This window comes from Methylobacterium sp. A52T, assembly GCF_053346095.1.
Genome location: NZ_JBKFBI010000014.1, coordinates 15,293 through 39,193 on the forward strand (window position 1 = coordinate 15,293; position 23,901 = coordinate 39,193).

21 protein-coding genes and 1 tRNA gene are annotated in these 23,901 nt (G+C 71.5%); 12 read left to right on the top strand and 10 right to left on the bottom strand.

Annotated features, from left to right (window positions below; all coding sequences use genetic code 11):
• Together ACLBYE_RS05660 and ACLBYE_RS05665 are read left to right on the top strand one after the other, a co-directional pair.
• Window positions 1-1,149: an acyl-CoA dehydrogenase family protein gene (locus tag ACLBYE_RS05660; RefSeq protein ID WP_447693394.1), complete on the top strand. Its 1,149-nt coding sequence runs from the start codon at window positions 1-3 to the stop codon at window positions 1,147-1,149.
• A gap of 1 nt (window position 1,150) precedes the next feature.
• On the top strand, window positions 1,151-1,984 hold the full coding sequence (locus tag ACLBYE_RS05665) for an FAS1-like dehydratase domain-containing protein (RefSeq protein WP_447693395.1): 834 nt from the start codon (window positions 1,151-1,153) through the stop codon (window positions 1,982-1,984).
• Between the two features lie 124 nt (window positions 1,985-2,108).
• On the opposite strand, the gene ACLBYE_RS05670 is transcribed toward ACLBYE_RS05665, so the two are convergent.
• Window positions 2,109-2,534: an organic hydroperoxide resistance protein gene (locus ACLBYE_RS05670; protein WP_020091957.1), complete on the bottom strand. Its 426-nt coding sequence runs from the start codon at window positions 2,532-2,534 to the stop codon at window positions 2,109-2,111.
• Window positions 2,535-2,619: 85 nt separating this feature from the next.
• A complete protein-coding gene (gene ade / locus ACLBYE_RS05675; RefSeq protein WP_447693396.1) occupies window positions 2,620-4,341 on the bottom strand; it encodes an adenine deaminase in 1,722 nt (573 codons plus the stop codon).
• A gap of 127 nt (window positions 4,342-4,468) precedes the next feature.
• Here ade and ilvD point away from each other — a divergent pair, with 127 nt between their 5' ends.
• Window positions 4,469-6,298: a dihydroxy-acid dehydratase gene (gene ilvD / locus ACLBYE_RS05680; RefSeq protein ID WP_447693397.1), complete on the top strand. Its 1,830-nt coding sequence runs from the start codon at window positions 4,469-4,471 to the stop codon at window positions 6,296-6,298.
• Here the strand turns inward: ilvD and ACLBYE_RS05685 are convergent, their stop codons facing one another.
• The 3 genes from ACLBYE_RS05685 to fcl all read right to left on the bottom strand — a co-directional run bounded on the left by ACLBYE_RS05685 (window position 6,299) and on the right by fcl (window position 9,072).
• Window positions 6,299-6,997, bottom strand: a complete 699-nt coding sequence (locus ACLBYE_RS05685; protein ID WP_447693398.1) for a GDSL-type esterase/lipase family protein — start codon at window positions 6,995-6,997, stop codon at window positions 6,299-6,301. It lies immediately after the preceding gene.
• A gap of 3 nt (window positions 6,998-7,000) precedes the next feature.
• Window positions 7,001-8,023, bottom strand: coding sequence for an SGNH/GDSL hydrolase family protein (locus tag ACLBYE_RS05690; RefSeq protein ID WP_447693399.1), 1,023 nt, complete (start codon window positions 8,021-8,023; stop codon window positions 7,001-7,003).
• Between the two features lie 77 nt (window positions 8,024-8,100).
• The gene (gene fcl / locus ACLBYE_RS05695; RefSeq protein ID WP_447693400.1) at window positions 8,101-9,072 is read right to left on the bottom strand and encodes a GDP-L-fucose synthase; all 972 of its coding nucleotides are present in this window, start codon (window positions 9,070-9,072) and stop codon (window positions 8,101-8,103) included.
• Between the two features lie 321 nt (window positions 9,073-9,393).
• Here fcl and ACLBYE_RS05700 point away from each other — a divergent pair, with 321 nt between their 5' ends.
• The 4 genes from ACLBYE_RS05700 to ACLBYE_RS05715 all read left to right on the top strand — a co-directional run bounded on the left by ACLBYE_RS05700 (window position 9,394) and on the right by ACLBYE_RS05715 (window position 13,765).
• A complete protein-coding gene (locus ACLBYE_RS05700; protein ID WP_447693401.1) occupies window positions 9,394-10,965 on the top strand; it encodes a hypothetical protein in 1,572 nt (523 codons plus the stop codon).
• Between the two features lie 74 nt (window positions 10,966-11,039).
• Window positions 11,040-12,563 (top strand): phytoene desaturase, encoded by a 1,524-nt coding sequence (locus ACLBYE_RS05705; RefSeq protein ID WP_447693402.1) that lies wholly within the window; start codon window positions 11,040-11,042, stop codon window positions 12,561-12,563.
• Between the two features lie 34 nt (window positions 12,564-12,597).
• Window positions 12,598-13,614 (top strand): phytoene/squalene synthase family protein, encoded by a 1,017-nt coding sequence (locus ACLBYE_RS05710; protein WP_447693403.1) that lies wholly within the window; start codon window positions 12,598-12,600, stop codon window positions 13,612-13,614.
• A 22-nt stretch (window positions 13,615-13,636) separates the two neighbouring features.
• Window positions 13,637-13,765 (top strand): hypothetical protein, encoded by a 129-nt coding sequence (locus ACLBYE_RS05715; protein ID WP_447693404.1) that lies wholly within the window; start codon window positions 13,637-13,639, stop codon window positions 13,763-13,765.
• Window positions 13,766-13,815: 50 nt separating this feature from the next.
• Here ACLBYE_RS05715 and ACLBYE_RS05720 read toward each other — a convergent pair whose 3' ends face one another.
• Together ACLBYE_RS05720 and hemC are read right to left on the bottom strand one after the other, a co-directional pair.
• On the bottom strand, window positions 13,816-14,727 hold the full coding sequence (locus ACLBYE_RS05720) for a PhzF family phenazine biosynthesis protein (protein WP_447693405.1): 912 nt from the start codon (window positions 14,725-14,727) through the stop codon (window positions 13,816-13,818).
• Between the two features lie 10 nt (window positions 14,728-14,737).
• Complete coding sequence (gene hemC / locus ACLBYE_RS05725) at window positions 14,738-15,661, bottom strand: hydroxymethylbilane synthase (RefSeq protein ID WP_447693406.1); 924 nt, start codon at window positions 15,659-15,661, stop codon at window positions 14,738-14,740.
• A 183-nt stretch (window positions 15,662-15,844) separates the two neighbouring features.
• Here hemC and ACLBYE_RS05730 point away from each other — a divergent pair, with 183 nt between their 5' ends.
• The 3 genes from ACLBYE_RS05730 to ACLBYE_RS05740 all read left to right on the top strand — a co-directional run bounded on the left by ACLBYE_RS05730 (window position 15,845) and on the right by ACLBYE_RS05740 (window position 18,050).
• Window positions 15,845-16,765, top strand: coding sequence for a metallophosphoesterase (locus tag ACLBYE_RS05730; protein ID WP_447693407.1), 921 nt, complete (start codon window positions 15,845-15,847; stop codon window positions 16,763-16,765).
• 191 nt (window positions 16,766-16,956) lie between these two features.
• A complete protein-coding gene (locus tag ACLBYE_RS05735; protein WP_447693408.1) occupies window positions 16,957-17,511 on the top strand; it encodes a tellurite resistance TerB family protein in 555 nt (184 codons plus the stop codon).
• Between the two features lie 77 nt (window positions 17,512-17,588).
• A complete protein-coding gene (locus tag ACLBYE_RS05740; protein WP_447693409.1) occupies window positions 17,589-18,050 on the top strand; it encodes an ABC transporter ATPase in 462 nt (153 codons plus the stop codon).
• Window positions 18,051-18,088: 38 nt separating this feature from the next.
• Here the strand turns inward: ACLBYE_RS05740 and ACLBYE_RS05745 are convergent, their stop codons facing one another.
• Window positions 18,089-19,621 (bottom strand): acyl-CoA carboxylase subunit beta, encoded by a 1,533-nt coding sequence (locus ACLBYE_RS05745; RefSeq protein WP_020091972.1) that lies wholly within the window; start codon window positions 19,619-19,621, stop codon window positions 18,089-18,091.
• Window positions 19,622-19,778: 157 nt separating this feature from the next.
• A tRNA-Val gene (locus ACLBYE_RS05750) sits at window positions 19,779-19,853 on the bottom strand.
• Between the two features lie 258 nt (window positions 19,854-20,111).
• Here ACLBYE_RS05750 and ACLBYE_RS05755 point away from each other — a divergent pair.
• Together ACLBYE_RS05755 and ACLBYE_RS05760 are read left to right on the top strand one after the other, a co-directional pair.
• A complete protein-coding gene (locus ACLBYE_RS05755) occupies window positions 20,112-20,453 on the top strand; it encodes a SelT/SelW/SelH family protein (protein ID WP_447693410.1) in 342 nt (113 codons plus the stop codon).
• Window positions 20,454-20,508: 55 nt separating this feature from the next.
• The gene (locus ACLBYE_RS05760; RefSeq protein ID WP_447693411.1) at window positions 20,509-22,725 is read left to right on the top strand and encodes a sensor histidine kinase; all 2,217 of its coding nucleotides are present in this window, start codon (window positions 20,509-20,511) and stop codon (window positions 22,723-22,725) included.
• A 25-nt stretch (window positions 22,726-22,750) separates the two neighbouring features.
• Here the strand turns inward: ACLBYE_RS05760 and ACLBYE_RS05765 are convergent, their stop codons facing one another.
• On the bottom strand, window positions 22,751-23,899 hold the full coding sequence (locus tag ACLBYE_RS05765; RefSeq protein ID WP_020091975.1) for an ABC transporter permease: 1,149 nt from the start codon (window positions 23,897-23,899) through the stop codon (window positions 22,751-22,753).
• Window positions 23,900-23,901: the final 2 nt, after the last annotated feature.

Here is a 23,901-nt window from a genome sequence, read left to right on the forward strand (position 1 = left end):
ATGGAAGCCTACACCGAGATCCGCGAGGCGGTCGCCAAGCTCTGCGCCGGCTTCCCGGGACCGTACTGGCGGGCCCTCGACCGGGAGATGGCCTACCCGACCGCCTTCGTGAACGCGCTGACCGTGAGCGGCTACCTGTCGGTGCTGATCCCCGAGGCGTACGGCGGCTCCGGCCTGCCGCTCTCGGCGGCCGCCGCGATCCTCGAGGAGGTGCAGCGGGCGGGCTGCAACGGCGGCGCCTGCCACGCGCAGATGTACACGATGGGCACGCTGCTGCGGCACGGCTCGGAGGCGCAGAAGGCCGAGTACCTGCCGGGCATCGCGGAGGGCCGCCTGCGGCTCCAGGCCTTCGGCGTGACCGAGCCCACCTCCGGCACCGACACGGGCAGCCTGAAGACGACGGCGCGTCTCGAGGGCGACCACTACGTCGTCAACGGCCAGAAGATCTGGACCAGCCGCGCCGAGCACTCGGACCTGATGCTGCTCCTCGCCCGCACCACGCCGAGGGCCGAGGGCATGAAGCGCACGGACGGGCTGTCGGTGCTCCTCGTCGACATGCGCGCGGCGAAGGGCAACGGCCTGACGATCCGGCCGATCCGCACGATGATGAACCACGCCACCACCGAGGTCTTCTTCGACAATCTTCGCGTTCCGGCGCAGAACCTCATCGGCGAGGAGGGCAGGGGCTTCCGCTACATCCTGTCCGGCATGAACGCGGAGCGGATCCTGATCGCCGCCGAGTGCGTCGGCGACGCCAAGTGGTTCATCGACAGGGCCCGGGCCTATGCCGGCGAGCGGACCGTCTTCGGGCGGCCGATCGGTGCCAACCAGGGCGTGCAGTTCCCCATCGCGAAGGCCTACGCCAACATGCGCGCGGCCGAGCTCATGGTCCGCGAGGCGCTGACCCTCTACGAGGGCGGGGCCAATCCCGGGGCCGAGGCCAACATGGCCAAGATGCTCGCTGCCGACGCGTCCTTCGAGGCGGCGAACGCCTGCATCCAGACCCATGGCGGCTTCGGATTCGCCGAGGAGTACGACGTGGAGCGCAAGTTCCGCGAGACGCGCCTCTATCAGGTCGCGCCGATCTCCACGAACCTGATCCTCGCCTACCTGTCCGAGCACGTGCTCGGCCTGCCGCGCTCGTACTGACATGACCGATCTCAGCGCCTGGATCGGCCGGACGCGGGCGGCGTCCGACCTCGTCACCCCGCGCCTCCTCGCCGAGTTCCGCGCGACCTTCGCGCCGCATCTGGCGCCGGTCGCCGGCGGGATCGCGGAGCCGGCCCTGCACTGGTGTCTCGCGCCCGAGACGCCGCCGGCCGATTCCCTCGGACCCGACGGCCACGCCGCCAAGGGCGGCTTCCTGCCCCCGGTGCCGCTGCCCCGGCGGATGTGGGCGGGGGGCGAGATCGAGACGCTCTCGGACCTGCGCGCGGGGGACACGGTCACGCGCACCGAGACCGTGCGGGACGTCGCCTTCAAGAGCGGGCGGAGCGGGAGCCTGTGCTTCGTCACCGTCGACCACACGGTCTCGACCGAACGGGGCGTCGCGATCCGCGAGCGGCAGGATATCGTCTACCGCGAGGCGGCGGGCGCACAGACGGGAACCGGCGCCGCGCCCGAGCGCGACGGTTCCGAATCCTACGCGGTGATCTGGGAGGTGCCGGCGACGCCGACGCTGCTGTTCCGCTACTCGGCGATGACCTTCAACGGCCACCGCTTCCACTACGACCAGCCCTACGCGACGCGGGTGGAAGGCTACGCCGACCTCGTCGTGCACGGCCCGATGCAGGCGACGCTGCTGATGAACCTCGCCGCGACGCTCCTCGGACGCGTGCCGCGGACGTTCACGTATCGCGGGGTCGCGCCGATGACGGCGAACCAGGTGTTTCGGGTCTGCGGGCGGGTCGCCGGGACGGCGTTCGAGGGCGTGACCCTCGACGCGGGGGGCCATGTCTGCATGCGGGCCCGGGCAGACGAGTGAGAGGCCGCGGACGCTCGGTCCGCATCCGAGATTGGGCCGGGATCGGGACCGCCGCCGCGCCGTGGGCGAGCGAAAAGCGGCGCAGCGGCCCGCGGACGCGTCCGCGGGCCGGCCCCGGGCGGGATCAGGCCAGCTTCAGGCCGACGTTGACGTTGCCGCGGGTCGCGTTGGAGTACGGGCAGACCTGATGGGCGGCGTCGACGAGCTTCTGCGCGTCGGCGCGGTCCAGGCCCGGGAGGCTGATGGTCAGGTCGGCGGTGATGCCGAAGCCGCCCTCGGAGCGCGGGCCGATGCCGACGTCGGCGGTGACGGTGGTCTCGGCCGGGACCTTCAGCTGCAGCGACGGCGCGACGGCCTTCATGGCGCCGAGGAAGCAGGCCGAGTAGCCGGACGCGAAGAGCTGCTCCGGGTTCGCGCCCGGACCGCCCGCGCCGCCGAGCTCCTTCGGGGTCGACAGCTTGACCTCGAAGCTGCCGTCGGCTGTCCGGGCGGCGCCGTCGCGGCCGCCGGTGGCCGTGGCGGTGGTGCGGTACTTCACGTCTACGGGCATGGAACTCTCCGGTTTGGGGATGCCGCCGGCATGTAGGTGCCGACTCGCTTCCGCACAGCCCATTTAGATTGTGCGCAATCTAATTTCAAGGATCGATCAGCGCGAAACGGTCGACATCGACGAGCCCTCGATCGGTGATCTTCAGGTGGGGAATCACCGGCAGGGGCAGGAAGGCCACCTGCAGGAAGGGTTCCGGGAGGACGACCTCCAGGCTTCGCGCCGCGTCGCGCAAGGTTACGAGCGACCGGCGGATGGCGTCGAACGGCATGAGGCTCATGAGCCCGGCGACCGGCAGCGCGATCTCGGCCAGCACACGGCCGCCCTCGACCACCACGAAGCCACCCTCGATCGCGCCGAGCCGGTTCACCGCCACGGCCATGTCGGCATCGTCCGCCCCGACCACCGTGATGTTGTGGCTGTCATGCCCGACCGACGAGGCGATGGCGCCGCGCTTGAGGCCGAACCCCTTCACGAACGCGACCCCGACGCCGCGCGCGCCCGGCTGTGTCCGGCCGTGGCGCTCGACCACCGCGACCTTGATGACGTCCTGGTCGAGGTCGATCCGGCGCTCGCCGCCGGAATAGGGCAGCGTCAGGTCGTGCCGCAGGGTGATGATCTTGCCGGGGACGACGCCGATCACCGGCGTCGACGGCCCGGAGCCCGGAGCGGCGAAGTCGGCGGCCGTCACGTGCCGCGCCCGCACGCTCCGGCGGCCGATCGGCTCGATCGACGCGCGCGCGTCGAAGAGCGCCGCGTCCACCGGCCGGCCCGCGCTGATGACTTGCGACACGGCACAGGCGGCGAGATCGTCCAGCACGACGAGGTCGGCGCGCTGGCCGGGCGCGACGAGGCCCCGGTCGTGCAGCCCGAAGGCCCGAGCCGCCGACCAGGAGGCCGCCCGATAGGCGGCCAGCGGCGGCACGCCGAGGGCGATGGCCGTGCGGATGACGAAGTCGAGGTGCCCCTCCTCGGCGATGTCGAGTGGATTCCGGTCGTCGGTGCAGAAGGCCAGGAACGGCGCCGTCCGCTCGGTCAGGATCGGTGCGAGGGCGTGCAGGTCCTTGCATACCGAGCCCTCGCGGATCAGCACGGTCATGCCCTTCGACAGCTTCTCGCGGGCCTCCTCGGGCGATGTCGCCTCGTGCTCGGTGCGGATGCCGGCCGCGATGTAGCCGTTGAGCCCGAGGCCGCGCAGGAGCGGCGCGTGCCCGTCGATGTGCCGCCCCTGGAAGGCCGCGAGCTTGTCCAGCACGCCCGGATCGCCCGCCAGCACGCCCGGGAAGTTCATGAACTCGGCGAGGCCGATCACCTTCGGGTGCGTCGCGAAGGGCAGGAGATCCTGCGCCTCGATCCGGGCGCCCGAGGTCTCCAGGTGGTCGGTGGCCGGCACGCAGGACGAGAGCTGCACCCGCAGGTCCATCGCCAGCGTCTCGGAGGATCTGAGGAACCACGTGAAGGCGTCGGTGCCGAGCACGTTGGCCATCTCGTGCGGGTCGCAGATCCCGGTGGTGACGCCGTGCGGCAGGACGCACCGCTCGTATTCCTGCGGCGGCATCAGCGACGACTCGACGTGGAAATGCGTGTCGATGAAACCCGGCACCACGACCTTGCCGGACGCGTCGATCTCCCGGACGCCGCGGTACTGCCCGAAGGTCCCGACGATCCGGTCGCCGCAGATCGCGATGTCGGAGGCGACGAGGTCGCCGGTGACGAGATCGAGGAAGCGGCCGCCCTTCAGGACCAGATCGGCCTCGGCCCGGCCCTGACCCTGCGCGATCGCGCGCCGGAGGAAATCCACCTGTGTCATCGCGATCCGCCCCTCCCGCCTGCCATCCGCCAGAAGCATGCCACGGCTGCCGGCCTCGCGGCGACGCTTGCGGATGCGCGGGCGCGGGCGCAGAAGCCCTTCACCTTTGAACCAGTCGAAGCTCTCGATGCCTGCCTATCGCTCACGCACCACCACCCACGGCCGCAACATGGCCGGTGCCCGCGGCCTCTGGCGCGCCACCGGCATGAAGGATTCGGACTTCGGCAAGCCGATCATCGCGGTGGTGAACTCCTTCACGCAGTTCGTGCCGGGCCACGTCCACCTGAAGGACCTCGGCCAGCTCGTCGCCCGGGAGATCGAGGCGGCCGGCGGCGTCGCCAAGGAGTTCAACACCATCGCGGTCGATGACGGGATCGCGATGGGCCACGACGGGATGCTGTACTCGCTGCCGTCCCGCGAGCTGATCGCCGATTCCGTCGAGTACATGGTCAACGCGCACTGCGCCGACGCGATGGTGTGCATCTCGAACTGCGACAAGATCACCCCCGGCATGCTGATGGCCAGCTTACGCCTCAACATCCCGACCGTCTTCGTCTCGGGCGGCCCGATGGAGGCCGGCAAGGTCCAGCTGCCGGGCATCGCCAAGAAGGTCGACCTCGTCGACGCGATGATCGCGGCGGCCGACGACCGGATCTCCGACGAGGACGTCGCCGTCATCGAGCGCTCGGCCTGCCCGACCTGCGGCTCCTGCTCCGGCATGTTCACGGCGAACTCGATGAACTGCCTCACCGAGGCCCTCGGACTGGCGCTGCCGGGCAACGGCTCGGTTCTCGCCACCCACGCCGACCGCAAGCGCCTCTTCGTCGAGGCCGGCCACCTGATCGTCGATCTAGCCCGCCGCCACTACGAGCAGGACGACGCCAGCGTGCTGCCGCGCGCGGTCGCGAGCTTCCGGGCGTTCGAGAACGCCATGACCCTCGACATCGCCATGGGCGGCTCGACCAACACGGTGCTGCACCTGCTGGCCGCCGCCCACGAGGGCGAGGTGCCCTTCACCATGGCGGACATCGACCGGCTGTCCCGGCGGGTGCCGGTGCTGTGCAAGGTCGCCCCGGCGGTGGCCAACGTCCACATGGAGGACGTTCACCGGGCGGGCGGCATCATGGGGATCCTGGGCGAGCTCGACCGGGCCGGCCTGATCGACACCGGCGTCGGCAACGTCTCGGCCGGGACGCTCGGCGGGGCGCTGGCCCGCTGGGACGTGCGCGGCGAACCGGCCGCCTCGGTCCAGACCTTCTACCGCGCGGCCCCGGGCGGCGTGCCGACCCAGGTGGCGTTCAGCCAGGAATCGCGCTTCGACGCGCTCGACCTCGACCGGGAGGGCGGCGTCATCCGCGACGCGGCGCACGCTTACTCACAGGATGGCGGCCTCGCCGTGCTTTACGGCAATCTCGCCGAGCAGGGCTGCATCGTGAAGACCGCGGGCGTCGACGCCTCGATCCTGACCTTCATGGGCACCGCCCGCGTGTTCGAGAGCCAGGACGCGGCCGTCGACGGCATCCTCAACGGCAAGGTCACGGCCGGCGAGGTCGTGCTGATCCGCTACGAGGGCCCCCGCGGTGGCCCCGGCATGCAGGAGATGCTGTACCCGACGAGCTATCTGAAATCGAAGGGTCTGGGTAAGGCCTGCGCCCTCGTCACCGACGGGCGGTTCTCCGGCGGGTCGTCGGGCCTGTCCATCGGGCACGTCTCGCCCGAGGCGGCCGAGGGCGGCCTCATCGGCCTCGTGCGCGACGGCGACCGGATCGCCATCGACATCCCGAACCGGCGCATCCACCTCGATGTCGAGACGGCGGAGCTCGACCAGCGGCGGGCCGCCCAGGAGGCGGCGGGCTGGCAACCGGCGAAGCCGCGCGAGCGGAAGGTGAGCGCGGCCCTGCGCGCCTACGCGATGCTCACGACGAGCGCGGCGCACGGCGCGGTGCGCCGGGTCTGATCAGCGGAGCTCGAGGACCAGGGCGGCGACGGCGGCCAGCAGGGCCGCCGCCGCCACCGCGACGCCGATGAGGCGCGCGCGGACGGACCGGGTCGTGCTCGCAGGCGCATTCTTCACCGGCTGGACAGGCGCGGGTGGGGCATCCGGGATGCGCCCCAGCGCCCGGAGCATCAGCGGCTCGATCGCCGCGTATCCGGCCGGGCTCAGGTGGAGCCCATCCGTCCCGTAGTCCGGCCGGAGCCCGCCGGTCTCGGATACCAGCACGGCGTGGTAATCGATGAACGTCGCGCCGTGCTCGTGGGCGTGGTCCCAGAGCCACGCGTTGACCGCCGCGATCATCGCGGGTGCGTCCCGCACTTCCGGGTTCCACGGGATGCCGTCCACCGGCGTGAGCGAGCCGATCCAGGCCTTCACGCCCAGGGCGCGGGCCTCGTCGAGCATGCCGGCGAGCGTCCGGCAGATCTCCTCGACCGGGACGAAGACGCCCTCGTTGCGGCCGATATCGTTGACGCCGCACAGGAGATGCACGCCCCGGGCGCCGGTCTCCGCGAGATCGCGGGCGAACCGCATGGTGATCCAGCGCGCCGTCTGGCCGGAGCCGCCGCGGGGGATGAGGTCGTAGGCCTCGAAAGTGCCGGCCCGGTGGAAGCCCCAGAGCTCCGTGATCGAGTCACCGACGAAGACGATCGGTTCGGCCATGGCTCAGGCGGCCGTCGCCGCCCCGACCGTCTCGACCACCTCCGCCTGGAGATGGTCGGCCATCGCTTGGCGCCCCTCCGAAGTCACGTGGACGATGTCGGTGAACAGGGCGCGGGTGTCGGCCTCGAACAGCCGGCTCAGGTCCCGCGCCGCGAAGGCCCGGTCGGCCGTGTCCAGCCGCCCGAGGACACTCTCGAAGCGCTCGTACTGGCGGTCGAGATAGGCGAGGAACGCGCCGGACGCGGCGCCGGCCTCCGCACCCGCGAGCGTCCCCTTCCGGACGACCGTCGGCTGCAGGAGGAACCGCACCGGCGCGCCGATCCCGGGCGCGAGCCGCGCGAGGCGCTTCAGCGCCAGCTCGAACTGCCGCACCACCTCCCATTCCCAGATGTCGGACTGCCAGTTCGTGAGCGCGCGCAGGTTCTCGAGGCGATTGAAGATCATCGCCTGCAGGCCGTCATACGACAGGTCCTCCGCGTCCGCGGCGGATTTCCTCGGGTCGAAGAAGTAGTCGTAGAGGCTCTCATTCGCGAAGTGATTGTAGGGAACGCCGGCCCGCGGATCGAAGCTCCAGGGCTGGAAGATGTCGGTCGCGCCGCCGACGACCAGGATGACGTCGGGCTGCAGGTCCATCAGCCGCGTCGTGATCAGGGCGATCATCTGGTTGAGGCAGGCCGAGACCGCGCCGAAGTTGTAGACCCGCGCGCCGGGCCCGTGCGCCTGCTTCAGCCCGGTCTCCAGGCGTCCGGGCACGGTGTCGGCGAAGACCTGACCGTCGATCAGCGTGCTGTCGCCGACGACGAAGACCCGCAGCGTCTCGGAGGGCGGCCGCGCGTCCGCGTGCGCGTCGTTGCGATACCCGAGGGCGTCGTAGCGCCAGCCCTGATCGGACGCCTGGGTCAGCGGCTTCCCGGCGAACTGCGCGTAGGGCGCGGGAAACCGGGTGTTCGCGTCGAAGTTCTGGAAGCTCTGCAGGAACTTCCGCCGTCGCGCGTCCGCGCTGTCGTCGGGCGGCCGGTGGGCCATGGTCCGTCTCCTCGCCGGGCGGATGCCCGGTGGCTGTGCGATAGTCGGTGAGCCGGGCGGCGGGACGGCGGGCCCGGTCAGCTCCGCAGGGTCGCGTGGTTCTCCAGGAACCAGCCGTAGGTCTGGCGCAGGCCGTCCTCGAGGGCGATCTCCGGCCGCCAGCCCATCGCCCGCAGCCGCGACACGTCCATCAGCTTGCGCGGCGTGCCGTCCGGCTTGGTCGCGTCGAACGCCAGCTCGCCCGCGTAGCCGATCACACGCGCGAGCGCCTCGGCGAGCTGACGGATGGTGCAGTCCTCACCCGTGCCGACGTTGATGTGCGACAGGTCGGGGCGCGTGTTCGCGGCGTAGACCGCGTCGTCCATCTCCATCACGTAGACGCTGGCCTGCGCCATGTCGTCGACGTGCAGGAACTCGCGCATCGCCCGGCCGGTGCCCCAGACCGTGACCTTCGCCAGCCCCTCCCGCTTCGCCTCGTGGAAGCGGCGCATCAGCGCCGGCAGCACGTGGGCGTTCTCGGGATGGAAGTTGTCGTTCGGCCCGTAAAGGTTCGTCGGCATCACGCTGCGATAGCGGCGCCCGTACTGGCGGTTGTAGCTCTCGCACATCTTGATCCCCGCGATCTTGGCGATCGCGTACGGCTCGTTGGTCGGCTCGAGCAGCCCGGTCAGCAGGGCGTCCTCGCGCATCGGCTGGGGCGCGTGCTTCGGGTAGATGCAGGACGAGCCGAGGAACAGCAGCCGGTCGACGTCGTGGGTGTGCGCGGCGTCGATCAGGTTGGACTGGATCAGCAGGTTCTCGTGGATAAACTCGGCCGGGTAGGTGTTGTTGGCGTGGATGCCGCCGACGCGCGCGGCGGCGAGGTAGACCTGATCGATGCGGTTCTCGGCGAAGAAGCGCCGGACCGCGGCCTGATCGAGGAGGTCGAGGGTCCGGCGGTCGGCCGTGAGGATGCGCTCGTGACCGAGCTCACGCAGGCGACGCACGATCGCCGAGCCCACCATGCCGCGGTGGCCCGCCACGAAAATGGTCTGACCTCGACCGTCCATCACGCGTCCGTTCCCTGCCGAAAGCTCGGATTTCCAAGCCCCTATAGCCCCTTTGCGGCGCGATATCGCCGCGCAAACACGCGTTTTCTGAGGCGGGCCGCGGGGCGGGCGCCGGCCGCCGCGAACCGCGTCATTGTACGGGAAACGACGAAACCAAATACAACTGAAAGTTAGCGTTAATCATTCTACCAGAAGCTGCATCTCGTTCCTGCTTACCGACCACCGGGTCGCAGGGCCGGATCGGAATCGCTCCCCGGCCGCGCAGCAATGGAGTTCCAGATGCGTCCCTTGACCGTCGTCCCGGTTGTGCCGCGGACTGCGATGATCGCTGTCATCCGTCCGGGCGCCGCCCGCGCGATCCCGATCGCGGCCGTGCTGCTGCTCTGCACGGCCCTGGCGACGCCCGCCCAGGCGCAGCTCCTGCGCGGCGCCCTGGATACAACCACGAATGGCATCCTCGGCACCGGGCTCACGGTTGGCACGAGCAGCCCCGGCAGCGGTGTGCTCGGAACCGGCCTCAATGTCGGGACGACCAATGGCGGCCTTCTCGGCACGGGCGTCACGGTCGGCACCACCAATCCCGGGACCGGCGTCCTCGGGACCGGCGTCAATGTCGGGACCACGACCGGCGGCAGCGTGCTCGGCACCGGCGTGACGGTCGGCACCACCGCTCCCGGGACCGGCGTCCTCGGAACGGGGCTCAACGTCGGGACCACCGGCGGGGGTGTGCTCGGGACCGGCGTGCTCGTCGGCACAACCGGTCCGGGAGACGGGCTGCTCGGCACCGGTCTGACCCTCGGAACCGCGGGAGGGACCGGAACGGGCAGCTGCGGCACCTGCGGCGGCACCGGCGGGGGTGGGACCGGCGGAGGCGGGACCGGTGGGGGTGGTACCGGTGGTGGTACCGGTGGCGGGTCCAATCAGGGCATCTACATCATCACCGGCAACGTGACGCAGTCCCAGGGGCAGACCGTCATCAACGAACTGAGGCTCTCGCAGCTCACGAGCGTCACGGGCGTCGCCGCCAACAACACCAGCAACCAGGCCGCGCCGATCGCTGTCGGCAGCGACGCGCTGGCGGTGGGATACGGTTCGAGCGCGGCCGGGACGGCCTCGACCGCGGTCGGCACAGGCGCCAGCGCGGCCAACACCGGCAGCGTCGCCCTCGGCTACGCGGCCAGCGCGCAGGGCCTCGGCGGAACGGCGGTCGGCACTGCCTCCGCGGCGTCCGGAGCCGGCAGCACCGCCCTGGGCTTCGTCGCCGGCGCGACCGGGACCGGCTCGACCGCCGTCGGTGCGGCCGCCTCGGCGGCCGGCAACAACAGCGTGGCGCTCGGCAACGGGGCGGCCGCCAACCAGGCCAACACGATCGCGATCGGCGCGAACGTGAAGACCACCCAGGCCAATCAGGTCGCAATCGGCAATTCCGCGAACACGTACACGCTGGCCGGCATCGCCTCGCAGGCGAGCGCCGCCGCCCAGAGCGGAGCGACGGCCTTCGTGACCACGGACGCGAACGGTAACCTCGCGGCCTCGGCCTACGGACCGTCGACGATCGCCGGCCTCGGCAACCGGATCGATTCGGTGCAGGCGCAGGTCAACAACCTGGAAGCCAAGACCGACTCGGTCCAGCGCTACGCGATCCAGACGCGGAAGGAGGCCCGGCAGGGCGTCGCCATGGCGATCGCGATGGCGACCGCGCCGATGCCGTCGGCGCCGGGCAAGACGACCTGGGCCACCAACGGCGCGACCTACCGGGGCGAGTGGGCCGGCGGCCTCGCCGTGGCGCACCGGTTGCCGACCTGCTGCGTCCCGATCGCCGTGACCGCCGGCGTGGCCTACGGCGGCGACAACGCCGTCGGTGTCCGCGCCGGCCTCGCGGGCGAGTTCTGACGCGAGCGCCGCCGCCGAGGACACGCACGATTTGGTCCTTGCGCGGCGGGAAAGGACCGCGATAGTGTCAAGCAATGCTGACACTCGCGGTCGACCATCGGGTTGCGCAAGAGATCGATCGGCGCCCGCACGCCGTCGTGGTCGGCTCGGGCTTCGGCGGTCTTGCCGCGGCGGTCCGGCTGGGCGCGCGCGGCTATCGGGTCACCGTGCTGGAGCGCCTCGCGCAGCCCGGGGGGCGCGCCCGCGTCCACCGGCAGGACGGCTTCACCTTCGACGCCGGCCCGACCATCGTCACCGCGCCCCAGCTCTTCGAGGAGTTGTGGCAGCTCGCCGGCCGCAGGCTCGCCGACGACGTGACGCTGGTGCCGATGGATCCGTTCTACCGGATCCGCTTCGCCGACGGCACGTCCTTCGCCTACAGCGGCGACGTGGACCGGATGCGCGCCGAGGTGGCCCGCTTCGCGCCGGACGACGTCGCGGGGTACGAGCGCTTCATGGCGCACAGCCGCGCCGTCTGCCGGATCGGATTCGAGCAGCTCGGACACGTGCCGTTCGGCAGCGTCGGCGCGATGCTCAAGATCGCGCCCGACCTGCTGCGCCTCTCGGGACACCGCTCGGTGCACGACGTGGTGGCGCGCTTCATCCGCGACGAGCGGCTGCGCACGGTCTTCAGCTTCCATCCGCTCCTGATCGGCGGCAACCCGTTCCGGGCCAGCGCGATCTACTGCCTGATCGCCGACCTCGAGCGGCGCTGGGGCGTCCACTTCGCGATGGGCGGGACGGGGCAGCTGGTCGACGGGCTGGTGCGGTTGATCCGGTCGCAGGGCGGCCGCCTGCGCCTCGGCGTCGAGGTCGCGCGCATCCGGGTGGAGGAGGGGGCGGCCACCGGCGTCGACCTGACGAGCGGCGAGGCGATCGCAGCCGACGTCGTGGTGTCCAACGCCGACTCGGCCGTGACGCACGCGCGCCTGCTGCCGGAGGCGCAGCGCTGGAGCCCGGGACGGTTCCAGCGGGCCCGCTCGTCGATGGGACTGTTCGTCTGGTACTTCGGCACCAAGCGGCGCTACCCGGCGGTGGATCACCACACGATCCTGCTCGGGCCCCGATACCGCGGCCTGCTCGCCGACATCTTCGACCGCAAGGTGCTGGCCGAGGACGCGAGCCTGTACCTGCACCGTCCGACCGCCACCGATCCGAGCCTCGCCCCACCGGGCTGCGACGCCTTCTACGTGCTGGCCCCGGTGCCGAACCTCGCCGGCGGCCAGGATTGGCAGACCCTCGCCGAACCGTATCGGCGCCGGATCGCCGCCCTGCTCGAGGCGAGCCTGATGCCCGGCCTGTCGGAGGCTATCGTGACCTCGAAGGTGACGACGCCGCTGGATTTCCAGGACGATTTCCTGAGCTACCGGGGCTCCGGGTTCGGCCTGGAGCCGGTGCTGACGCAATCGGCCTGGTTCCGTCCGCACAACCGGTCGAGCGCAGTCCGCAACCTCTACCTCGTGGGGGCCGGCACGCATCCGGGTGCCGGCCTCCCCGGGGTGCTGTCCTCCGCCCGCATCCTCGACAGCGTGGTCCCCGATGCCCGCGTTACCGCCTGAATTCGCCGCCGCGGCTGACCGGACCGCCTGCCGGATGGCGATCCGGGCCGGCTCGAAGAGCTTCTTCGCGGCCGGCCAGCTGCTGCCGGCCGACATGCGCGAGGCGGCTTACGGCCTCTACGCCTTCTGCCGGCTGTCCGACGATCTCGTCGACGACGCTGCGAGCCCGGCGGACCGGCGCGGCGCCGTCGCGCGTCTCGAGGCCCGGATCGGCCAGGCCTATGCCGGCCGTCCCGCCGACGCCCCGGCGGACCGCGCCTTCGCGGAGATCGTCGCGGCCCACGCGATCCCGGAAGCGCTGCCGCGCGCGCTCATCGAGGGCTTCGCCTGGGACGCCGAGGGCCGGCGCTACGCCGATCTCGGGGCGCTCCACGCCTACGCTGCCCGGGTCGCGGGCTCGGTCGGGGCGATGATGGCCCTGATCATGGGGACCCGCTGTCCCGACGCGCTGGCCCGCGCCTGCGATCTCGGCGCCGCGATGCAGCTCACCAACATCGCGCGCGACGTCGGCGAGGACGCGCGGATGGGCCGCCTCTACCTGCCGCTGGACTGGATGCGGGAGGCGGGGCTCGATCCGGACGCGTTCCTCGCCGATCCGCGGCCGAGCCCGGCGCTGGCCGGCGTGGTGGCCCGCCTCCTCGCCGAGGCGGACAGCCTCTACGCGCGCGCCGAGGCGGGCATCGCGGTGCTGCCACGCGGCTGCCGGCCCTCGATCCGGGCGGCCGGGTTGATCTACGCCGAGATCGGCCGGGTCGTGGCGGCGCAGGGCTACGATTCGGTCCGCCACCGCGCCCGGGTCACGACGGCGCGGAAGCTCGCCCTGATATTCCGCGCGATCCGGACGCCCGCGGACGCGGCCGGCCTCGGCACGGCCCCGCTTCCCGAGACGGCGTTCCTGATCGAGGCCGTGGCGGCCGAGCCGGTCCTGCCGATGCGCGCGCGCCCGGCGCTGCGGCCCTGGTGGGACGTCGGCGGCCGGGTCGTGCACGTCCTCGACCTGATCGAGCGGATGCGCGAGCGCGAGGCGTTCGGCCGCTCCGCACCGTCCTGATCGACGCGGCGGAGGCTCATCGGTGAGCGACGGGCTGTTCGCCGCCCTCGATATCGGACTCGTCTTCGCCCTGGCGCTGGGCGTCGGGGTCTGGCAGCTCGTCGCGGTCCGCCGCAGCATCCGCCGCGACCGGGACGGCAAGGTGGATTGAGGCCACGGTTACCGACGCCGGCCTCCGGGCCGTGGCGGCGCGGTGAGCCACTACCCCGCGATCCGGCCGCCCTCATCCGTCGCGGTCACGCTGTCGGCGGACGTATCGAGCGCGACGTCGCCCTCCAGCAGGCACCCGACCGGGCGGCCGTGCACGAAGCCGAGCCGCACCCGGATCTCGGACAGGCGGCCCATAGCCCGACCCTGCAGGATCCGGATCGGTCGATCGTCCGGCTCGATGAGGCCGTCCTGCAACAGCCCGAAGGCGAGGGCTGCGGCCGCGATGCCCGTGGCGGCGTCCTCGGGATAGCCGGAGGCGCGGGGAAACTGCCGCGCCTCGAACAGCCGGGCCGGGCCGTCGAGCACGGCGTAGGGGTAGAGCCCGGTCGACCCGATCCGCGTGCAGGCAGCCTCGACGGCATCGCTGGCGGGCGCGAGGGCGTTCAGCGCCGCCGCATCGCGCATCGGCACGAGCGTCTTGATCCGCGACGTCACAGCGTTGTGGACCGACCGCGCAGCGAGGGCGTCGCGCCCGATGCCGAGCGCCGCTTCGACTGCGGCGCTCTGCTCGTCCATCAGGGGCCGCACGCGGCCGACCGGCTGCGTGATCGCGACGCTCCAAGCATCCGCGCCGCGCGGGCTGACGAACCCCGTCACGGAACCGCTGCCGGTGGCGATGCGGACCGACCCGTCCGGGAGGCGCCCCTCGCGGGCGAGCACCCACAGGACGCCGATCGTGGCGTGGGCGCACATTTCCATCTCGTGGTTCGGCACGAAGAAGCGGAGGTGCAGATCGTGGGCCGGGTCATCGGCCGGCAGCGCGAAGCCCGATTCGTGGCCGTACCGCCGGGCGACGCCCCGCATGGCCTCCGCGTCGAGGGCCCGCGCGTCGGAGACGACGGGACAGGGATTGCCGCCCGTGCCGGCGTGCGTGAAGACGTCGACCACAGTCACGGGGGGCATCGGCCGGGCCTCACTGGAGGTGGCGGGTATAGGTGTCGCCGGCCGCCGCCTTGAGGGCCGCGCCCGCCTCGCGGCCGATCCGCTCCGCCTCCGCGACGGGCCCCTGCCGGGAGGCCGCCCAGTGGCGGCTGCCGTCGGGCAGGAAGAGCAGCCCGTCGATCCGCAGAGCGTCCCCGTCGATCTGCGCCAGGGCGGCGATGGGCGTCCGGCAGGACCCGTCGAGTTCCGCGAGCAGCGCCCGCTCGGCCGAGACCGCGATGGTGGTCCGCGCGCAGGCGATGGGCGCCAGGAGGTCGCGGATCGCCGCGTCGTCCGAGCGGCACTCGATGCCCAGGGCGCCCTGCGCCACGGCCGGCAGCATCTCCTCGACCGACAGGACGCTGCGCGCCATGCTCTCCAGGCCGAGGCGCTCCAGGCCCGCGATGGCGAGGAGCGTCGCGTCGCACTCGCCGGCCTCGAGCTTGCGCATCCGGGTGTTGGCGTTGCCCCGCAGCGGGACCACTCGGAGATCGGGCCGCCGCATCAGCACCTGCGCGCCGCGGCGGAGCGACGAGGTCCCAACCCGGGCGCCCGCCGGCAGCCCCGCCAGTCCGTCGGCGTGCGGCGACAGGAACGCGTCCCGCGGGTCGTCGCGCTCGAGGATGCAGGCGATGGTGAGGCCGTCGGGGAGCCAGGTCTCCACGTCCTTCATCGAATGCACAGCGACGTCGACCTCGCCGGCGAACAGGGCCTGTTCCAGCTCTTTGGTGAACAGGCCCTTGCCGCCGATCTCGGACAGGGGCCGGTCCAGGATCTTGTCGGCCACGGTGGTCACGACCACGAGCTCGGTCTCGAGGCCCGGATTGGCCGCCACGATCCGGTCGCGCACCATCCCGGTCTGCGCGAGCGCCATCGGAGAGCCGCGGGTGCCGATGCGCAGGGGGCGGTTCAACATCTGTTCCGGATCGCTTCGCTGGACGGGACACTGCCTTATAGACCGAGCGCGGCGGCAGGCCACATTCCGTCAACCGGTTTCGGGCCAGGGTCTCGCGGCCGTGAAGGCGGGCCGCCCCGCTTTCGCCGGACTGCGCGCCTAGCGGGACCCCGGCGGGTTCCAGAGCCGACAGGTCTTATCGCGATGCTGATCATGCCGAGCCGCCGGCAGTTCCTGACCGGGCTCGGCGCGGGCGCCGGCCTCACCGCCGCGACGGGCGTCTACGCCTTCGACGTCGAGCCGCTGCACCGGCTGGTGGTCACGTCCTACGCGCCGACACTGCCGCGCTGGGATCCGGCGCTGCGCCTGCGGGTGGCGGTGCTGGCGGATTTCCACATCTGCGAGCCGTACATGCCGTTCGACCGGGTGGCGGAGATCGTCGCGGCCACCAACGCCCTCGCGCCCGATCTGGTCCTGCTGCTCGGCGACTACCCGGCCGGGCGCATCGCGTGGCGCAAGCTGCCGCTCGACCAGTTCGCCCGGATGATGACCGAGCTGAAGGCGCCCCTCGGCACGCACGCGATCCTCGGCAACCACGATTGGTGGGACGACCACGCCGTCCAGCGGGCCGGCCGCGGCGTTCCGGCGGTCCGGCGCCTGCTGGAGGCGCAGGGCATCCCGGTCCTGGAGAATCAGGCCGTGCGCCTCGTGAAGGACGGGCGACCGTTCTGGCTGGCCGGGCTCGGCGACCAGCTGCCGTTCCTCAACGCGTGGAACACGGTCAGCCTGGCCGACCTGCCGCGGACGCTGCGAGCGGTCACGGACTCGGCGCCCGTGATCCTGATGGCCCACGAGCCCGACATCTTCGTCTCCGTGCCCGACCGCGTCTCGCTGACCCTCGCCGGCCACACCCATGGCGGCCAGGTCCGGCTGTTCGGCCACGCCCCCGCCATCCGCAAGGTGCGCGGCCACGATTACTCCTACGGCCACATCGTCCAGGACGGCCGCCACATGATCGTCTCGGGCGGTTTCGGGATGAGCCGGATCCCCGTGCGGATGGGCGTCCCACCCGAGATCGTCCTCCTCGAGCTCGGCACGTCGGACGCGTCCGCGACCGCCAGCTGAGCGCGCGGGAGCGGCACGCGGACGCCGACGGTCGCGGCAACGGTGTAGTAGATCCAGGTCGCGCACAATGGATGTGTCGCCCGCGCTCGCGAACCCGCAAGTTACGACGGTCTTTCGCAGGCATTGACGCGGGTTTGACACACCGAGATGTGCGTGAGAGCGTCCCGCGTCGATTCGATCTGGGAACGCCCATGCCGATCCTGCTCGGTCTCATCGGGATCATCGTCGCGGGACTGTTCTGGATCTTGCGGACGCACGGGACCGTCAAGGGTCTGCAGGAGGTCAACCGGGACACGAAGGGGCTTCAGCGCCGCGCCGTCTCGACCTTCCAGAACCTCGTGGGGACGCCGTTGCAGCGCGTCCGCGACCCGCGCCTGGCGGCGGTGATCCTGATGATCCAGCTGGTCCGGACGGGCAGCCCCCTCACCGCCAGCGAGAAGACGCGGATCCTCGAATACATGGAGCGTCCGCTCGAGGTGGATCGGATCTCGGCCACCTTCGAGCGGGCCTGGAGCTACACGCAGGCGCGTCTCCCGTTCTCGCAGGTCGCCGACGCGTTGGCGCCCCTGCTGCGCGACGCGCTGACGGTGGCCGAGCGGGGCGAGCTGATCGCGATGCTGACGCAGGTGGCCAGCGCGCATTCCCCGCCCAGCGAGCTGCAGCGGGAGGGCATCGCCCGCCTCAAGCGGCGCCTCCTCGTCGGCGAGGGACCCGTCCTGATCCGGGGGCGGGGCGAATCGGCCTGATCCGCATCGGGTTGGGGCGAGGCGCGCCGGAACGCCGCGCCGCTCGCCTTTGCGGACCGCCGCGCTACCTCGCGGGCATGCGCGCGCTCCTGCCTCTCCTCGTCTTCACCGTCCTCTCGGCCGGCGCCGGCCCCGTCCGAGCACAGTCCTGCGACGCGCTCGTCGACAAGGTCACGGCCGAGACGGCGGCCAAGACGGCCGAGCGCCGGAGCGACTACGCCAGCTTCACGGCCGGTCCGGACATGACCCTGACGCTGGCCTGCGGCGGGCCAAACCTGTCCTCCGTGGGCGCGCAGTTTCGCGGGGCGAGCCCGCCCGACCGCTACTACGACCTGTTCGGGCAGGCCGGGCACGCGGTGACCGGCATCGATGCCGCCGTGATCACCGAGGCCGCGCACCGGGCTCAGGCCACCGCCACGAAGCTGAGGCACAGCAACGTCGACCTCGGCGGGGCCCGGGTCACCTGTTCGGCGATGGTGTCGCCCGACAAGGGCCCGCTGACGCTGTGCGCGGTGATCGAGAACAGTAGCCGCAGCTGAGACCGGCGGCGGCGCGGCCGCCGGCCCGTGCGCCCGCCTCAGAGCGGGATGTTGTCGTGCTTCTTCCAGGGCTGCTCCATCTTCTTGGTGCGGAGCATCCCGAGGGCCTTGGCGATCCGGCGGCGGGTCGAGTGCGGCATGATAACCTCGTCGATGTAGCCGCGCTCGGCCGCCACGAAGGGCGAGAGGAACCGGTCCTCGTACTCGCCAGTGCGCGCCGCGATCTTCTCCGGGTCGCCGATCTCGCTGCGGAAGATGATCTCGACCGCGCCCTTCGCGCCCATCACGGCGATCTGCGCCGTCGGCCACGCGTAGTTCACGTCCGCGCCGACGTGCTTCGACGCCATGACGTCGTAGGCGCCGCCGAAGGCCTTGCGGGTGATGATCGTGACCAGCGGCACCGTCGCCTGCGAGTAGGCGAAGAGCAGCTTGGCGCCGTGCTTGATCAGGCCGCCGTATTCCTGCGCCGTGCCCGGCAGGAAGCCCGGCACGTCCACGAAGGTGACGATCGGGATGCCGAAGGCGTCGCAGTAGCGCACGAAGCGCGCGGCCTTCCGCGAGGCGTCCGAATCGAGCACGCCCGCGAGCACCAGTGGCTGGTTGGCCACGAAGCCGACCGTGCGGCCCTCGATCCGGCCGAACCCGGTGATGATGTTGCGCGCGTAGGCGGACTGGATCTCGAAGAAGTCGCCCTCGTCCACCACGCGGCGGATCAGCTCGCCCATGTCGTAGGGCTTGTTCGGGTTGTCCGGGATCAGCGTGTCGAGGGACGCGTCGATGCGGTTGACGTCGTCGAAGCTCTCCAGCTCCGGCACGCCGTCGATGTTGTTGGCCGGGAGGAAGTCGAGGAGGCGGCGGATCTGGAGGATCGCCTCGACGTCGTTCTCGAAGGACCCGTCGGCGATCGACGACTTAGTGGTGTGGACCTTGGCGCCGCCGAGTTCCTCGGCGGTCACGACCTCGTTGGTGACGGTCTTCACCACGTCGGGGCCGGTCACGAACATGTAGCTCGTGTCGCGGACCATGAAGATGAAGTCGGTCATGGCCGGCGAGTAGACGTCGCCGCCCGCGCAGGGGCCCATGATCACCGAGATCTGCGGGATGACGCCCGAGGCCATGACGTTCCGGCGGAATACCTCGCCGTAGCCGCCGAGCGCCGCGACGCCCTCCTGGATGCGCGCGCCGCCGGCGTCGAAGATACCGATGATCGGGGCGCGCATCTTCAGCGCCATGTCCTGAACCTTCACGATCTTCTGGGCATGCGCCTCGGACAGCGAGCCGCCGAACACCGTGAAGTCCTTCGAGAAGAGGAAGACCGTGCGGCCGTTGATCGTGCCCCAGCCGGTCACGACGCCGTCGCCGGGGATCTTCTGCTTCTCCATGCCGAAATCGGTGGAGCGGTGCTGCACGAACATGTCGAATTCCTCGAACGACCCGTGGTCGAGGAGGAGTTCGATGCGCTCGCGCGCCGTCAGCTTGCCGCGCTTGTGCTGGGCCTCGACGCGCTTCTCACCGCCGCCGAGCCGGGCCTGCGCCCGCCGCTCTTCGAGCTTGTCGAGGATGTCCTTCATGGCTGTTCCCGCCCTTCCCCTGCCTGTGACCTGCGACCCGGATCGGGCCGGGTCCAAGCTTATGCGTTCACCGATCGAGCGCCCTTAGCACGCGCTTTTCGGGTGGCAAACCGACGCGGGGAGCCGCGGGATCAGACCTTCGGGGGATGGGGGATGATGGTGGACGGTGCAGGGATCGAACCTGCGACCTTTCCCGTGTGAAGGGAACGCACTACCGCTGTGCTAACCGTCCGTACCGGCGGGCCGCCTGAGCGCACGCCATCGCCGCTCGCCCGTGGGGGCGCCGCGACCCGGTGGCGGGCCTTCTAGAGCGCGGCGGCCCGCGACGTCAAGCGCGGCCGGCGATGTTGGCCGACAGCCGGACGAGCGTTCGAGCGGGCGTCCGAATACGCGCCGTACACGGCCGGGCGCCGCCGTCGCCGGTCCGCGGCACGCCGACGTGTGCGCGCGTGAGGTTGACAAGGGCGCCGGCCCGGTGCGCTGTGCGGGCATGCACGATGGGCCAGCGGGCGCGAAGCCCGGCAGCGACGTGACGGCGGAGGGCGCGGCGAGGCCAGGACGGCCGCGCGTCGCGATCACGTACTGCACCCAGTGCAACTGGCTGCTGCGCTCCGCCTGGATGGCGCAGGAACTCCTCTCGACGTTTCGCGATGATCTGGGCGAGGTCGCCCTCGTCCCGGCCACGGGGGGCGCTTTCAACATCCAACTGGACGGGGTGCTCCTGTGGGAACGGGTGCGCGACGGCGGTTTCCCGGACGTGAAGGCGCTGAAGCAGCGCGTGCGCGACCACCTCGACCCGACACGCGATCTCGGTCATATCGACCGGTCATGAGGCGAGGGAACGGCAACGAGCCCGCGTGGCACCGCGGGCCGGGGACGGACCCCGCTTGAGTCCGGACCATCACGCCGAGGGCGCGGGCGTCCCCGCGGTGATTCCCGCGCGCCGTTCCTGGCTGTCGCGGCGGCTGCACCGCTTCGGGCGGAACGGCTTCTCGACCCAGGTCTACCTGATCGCGCTGGTGATCGCGCTGATCGGCCCCGGCCTGCTGTTCACCAGCATCCTGCTGATGCGCTACGCCTCCGCCGAGCGGGCGCGGTTCGAGCAGGACGCCCGCGAGAACGTGCGCGGCATCGGCCTGTCCCTGGACCGCGACACCGCCGGCCTCGTGTCGGTGCTGCAGACGCTGGCGACCTCACCGCGGATCCGGCAGGGCGACTTCGAGGCGTTCGACGCCCAGGCGCGCCTCGTGCGCGAATCGATCGACCTGGACGTGCTCCTGCGCCGGCCCAACGGGCAGGAGATGGTGAATACCGGGGTGCCGCGCGGCGCGCCGATGCCGGTCGTGACGCTACCCTTCGACCAGGATCTGGCTCGGGGCACGCAGCGCGCCATGGTGAGCGGCTATGTGCCGGGTCCGACGCCGAGCGAGGCCACCTACGCAGTCGGCGTGCCCGTGATGGTCGACGGCGAGGTCGGGTACATCCTGAGTTTCACCGTCCCCCTGTCGCGCCTGCAGGGCATCCTGTCACGGGAGGTCGTCCCGGGCTGGACGACGGGGATCAGCGACAGGTCGGGCATCGTCCTGGCGCGCCTGCCCGATCCCGAGGCAGTGGTCGGCAAGCAGCGCCTCGCCAGCCTCCGCCAGGTGCAGTCGTCGACGCCCGGGGTCTGGGAGGGCCAGGATCGCCAGCACAAGCCGGTGGTGGTGATCGAGGCGCGCTCGCGGCTCACCGGCTGGATGGTCGCGACCAGCATCCCGCAGGCCCTCGTCGACGCGCGGGTGCGGCGCTGGATCTGGGCTTTCGCGGGCTTCGGCCTGCTCGTGCTCGCCACCTCGTCGCTCCTGGCAGTGAACCTCTGGTCGCGGGTCTCGCGCCCCCTCCGGCTGCTGGCCGCTTCGGGGCCCGCCCTGGCCCGGGGCGAGGCGATCCCGCGCGTGTCGTCGCCGGTCCACGAGATCCAGCGGCTCGGCGTGGTGCTGTCGGAGGCGTCTCTCCGGCTGCGCACCCGGGAGGAGGAGCGTGACCGGGCGCTCGCCGAGACCAAGCGCGGCCTGAGCGCCCTGAGCGAGTCCGAGGCGCGCTTCCGGCACATGGCCGATTCGGCGCCGGCCCTGATCTGGATGACCGACGAGACCGGCGCGGTCAGCTTCGCCAACCTCCATTTCGAGCACCTGTTCGGGCTGCCGGCCGCGCGGTTCAACGACGACGGCTGGCACCAGATCGTGCATCCCGACGACCTGGAGAATTTCCGCAGCGCCTTCACGGAGGCGTTCGAGGCCCGGATCCCGTTCCGCACCGAGGCGCGGGTGATCGACCGGACGGGCGCGGTGCGCTGGCTCCAGTGCGAGGGCGTGCCGCGGCTCGACGACGCCCAGAACTTCCTGGGCTACACAGGCTGCAACATCGACATCACCGACACGAAGAACGCCGAGGAGCACCTGTTGCTCCTGATCCACGAGTTGAACCACCGGGTGAAGAACACCCTGGCGACGGTGCAGTCCATCGCGGCCCAGTCGCTGCGCGGGCTGGAAGGCGCGGAGGCGGACGCGGCGCGCGCCGCCTTCGAGGCGCGCCTCCTCGCCCTGGCGCGGGTGCACGACGTCCTGACCCGGGAGAGCTGGGAGGGAGCGGAACTCTCCGCCGTCGTGGCCGATGCGATCCGGCCTCTGGAAGCCGGCGACGGCCGGGCCTCGCGGTTCCAGGTTCAGGGTCCGGCGCTGCGGCTGCCGCCGCGGCTCGCGCTGTCCATCGCCATGGCCCTGCACGAGCTCGGCACGAACGCCGTGAAGTACGGCGCGCTCTCGACCGAGGGCGGCACGGTTGAGATCTCCTGGACGGTGCGGCGCCTGGACGAGATGCAGCTCTCGCTCCGCTGGTCCGAGCGCGGCGGCCCGCCGGTGAAGAAGCCGACACGGACTGGATTCGGCTCGCGCCTGATCGAGCGCAGCCTGGCGCGCGAGCTCGCCGGCGAGGTGGTGCTGAGCTACGAGCCGACCGGCGTGGTCTGCACCATCGACGCCCCGGTGCCGCCGCCGGGCCTCCTCGAGCGCAAGGGCGTCGCCGCCCCGACGCGGATCGCGCCGCTGCCGCTCGCCGGGTAGGCCGGCACGGCGCGGCGCGCGCCCGTCAGTGGTACGGATCGGCAGCGTCGCGCAGGCCGTCGCCCATGAAGTTGAAGGCGAGCACCGTCACGAGCACGGGCAGGACCGGCAGGAGCAGCCAGGGGTAGAGCTGCACCGCCGCGAGATTTTGCGCCTCGTTGAGCAGCACGCCCCAGCTGGTCACCGGCGGTCTGAGTCCGAGGCCCAGGAACGACAGGGCGGTCTCGCCGAGGATCATGGTCGGGATCGACAGCGTCGCCGACGCGATCAGGTGGCTCATGAAGTTCGGGATCAGGTGGCGGCCGATCACCCGGGTCGGCGAGGCGCCCATCAATTCGGCGGCCTGGACGAAATCCTCCTCCCGCAGCGCCAGGAGCTTGCCGCGGACCGCCCGCGCGAGCCCCGGCCAGTCGAGCAGGCCGAGGATCACCGTGATCCCGAAGAAGATCAGCAGCGGGCTCCAGTTCGGCGGCAGCGCCGCCGACAGGGCGAGCCAGAGCGGCAGCTCCGGCAGGGAGCGCACCACCTCGATCAGCCGCTGCACTCCGGCATCGACGACGCCGCCGAAATAGCCCGCGATACCGCCGAAGAAGAGCCCGAGCGCGAACGAGATGGCGACGCCCACGAGGCCGATGGTGAGGGAGATCCGGGCCCCGTAGATCATGCGCGAGAACAGGTCACGCCCGAGCTTGTCGGTGCCGAGGAGGAACAGCGTGCCGTTCTCCGGCGGGCAGACGAGGTGCAGGTCGGTGCGGACGAGCCCCAGCCAGTCGTAGCCGTCGCCCCGGCAGAGGAAGCGCAGCGGCTGCGGGGCGGCGGCGTCCACCTTGTAGTCCCGGCGGAACGTGTCGAGGTCGAGATGGGCCCGGTAGGGGTAGACGAACGGCCCGACGAAGCGGCCCTCGTGGAACAGGTGCACGCCCTGTGGCGGCGCGTAGAGGAAGTCGCCGTTGCGGCGGGCCTGTCCATAGGGCGCGAGCTGCTCGACGAACGGCACGGTCGCGTAGAGCGCGAGCAGGATCAGGGCCGAGGCCACGGCGAGGCGGTGGCGCAGGAACTTGCGGAGGATGAGCCGCCACGCGGAGGCCGTGGCGACCGGGCTCTCGGTCCGGGCCTCCGGCTCGAAGGGCGCCGGATCGACGAAGTGTCCGGATGCGGGCAGCGCGTCGGTCATCG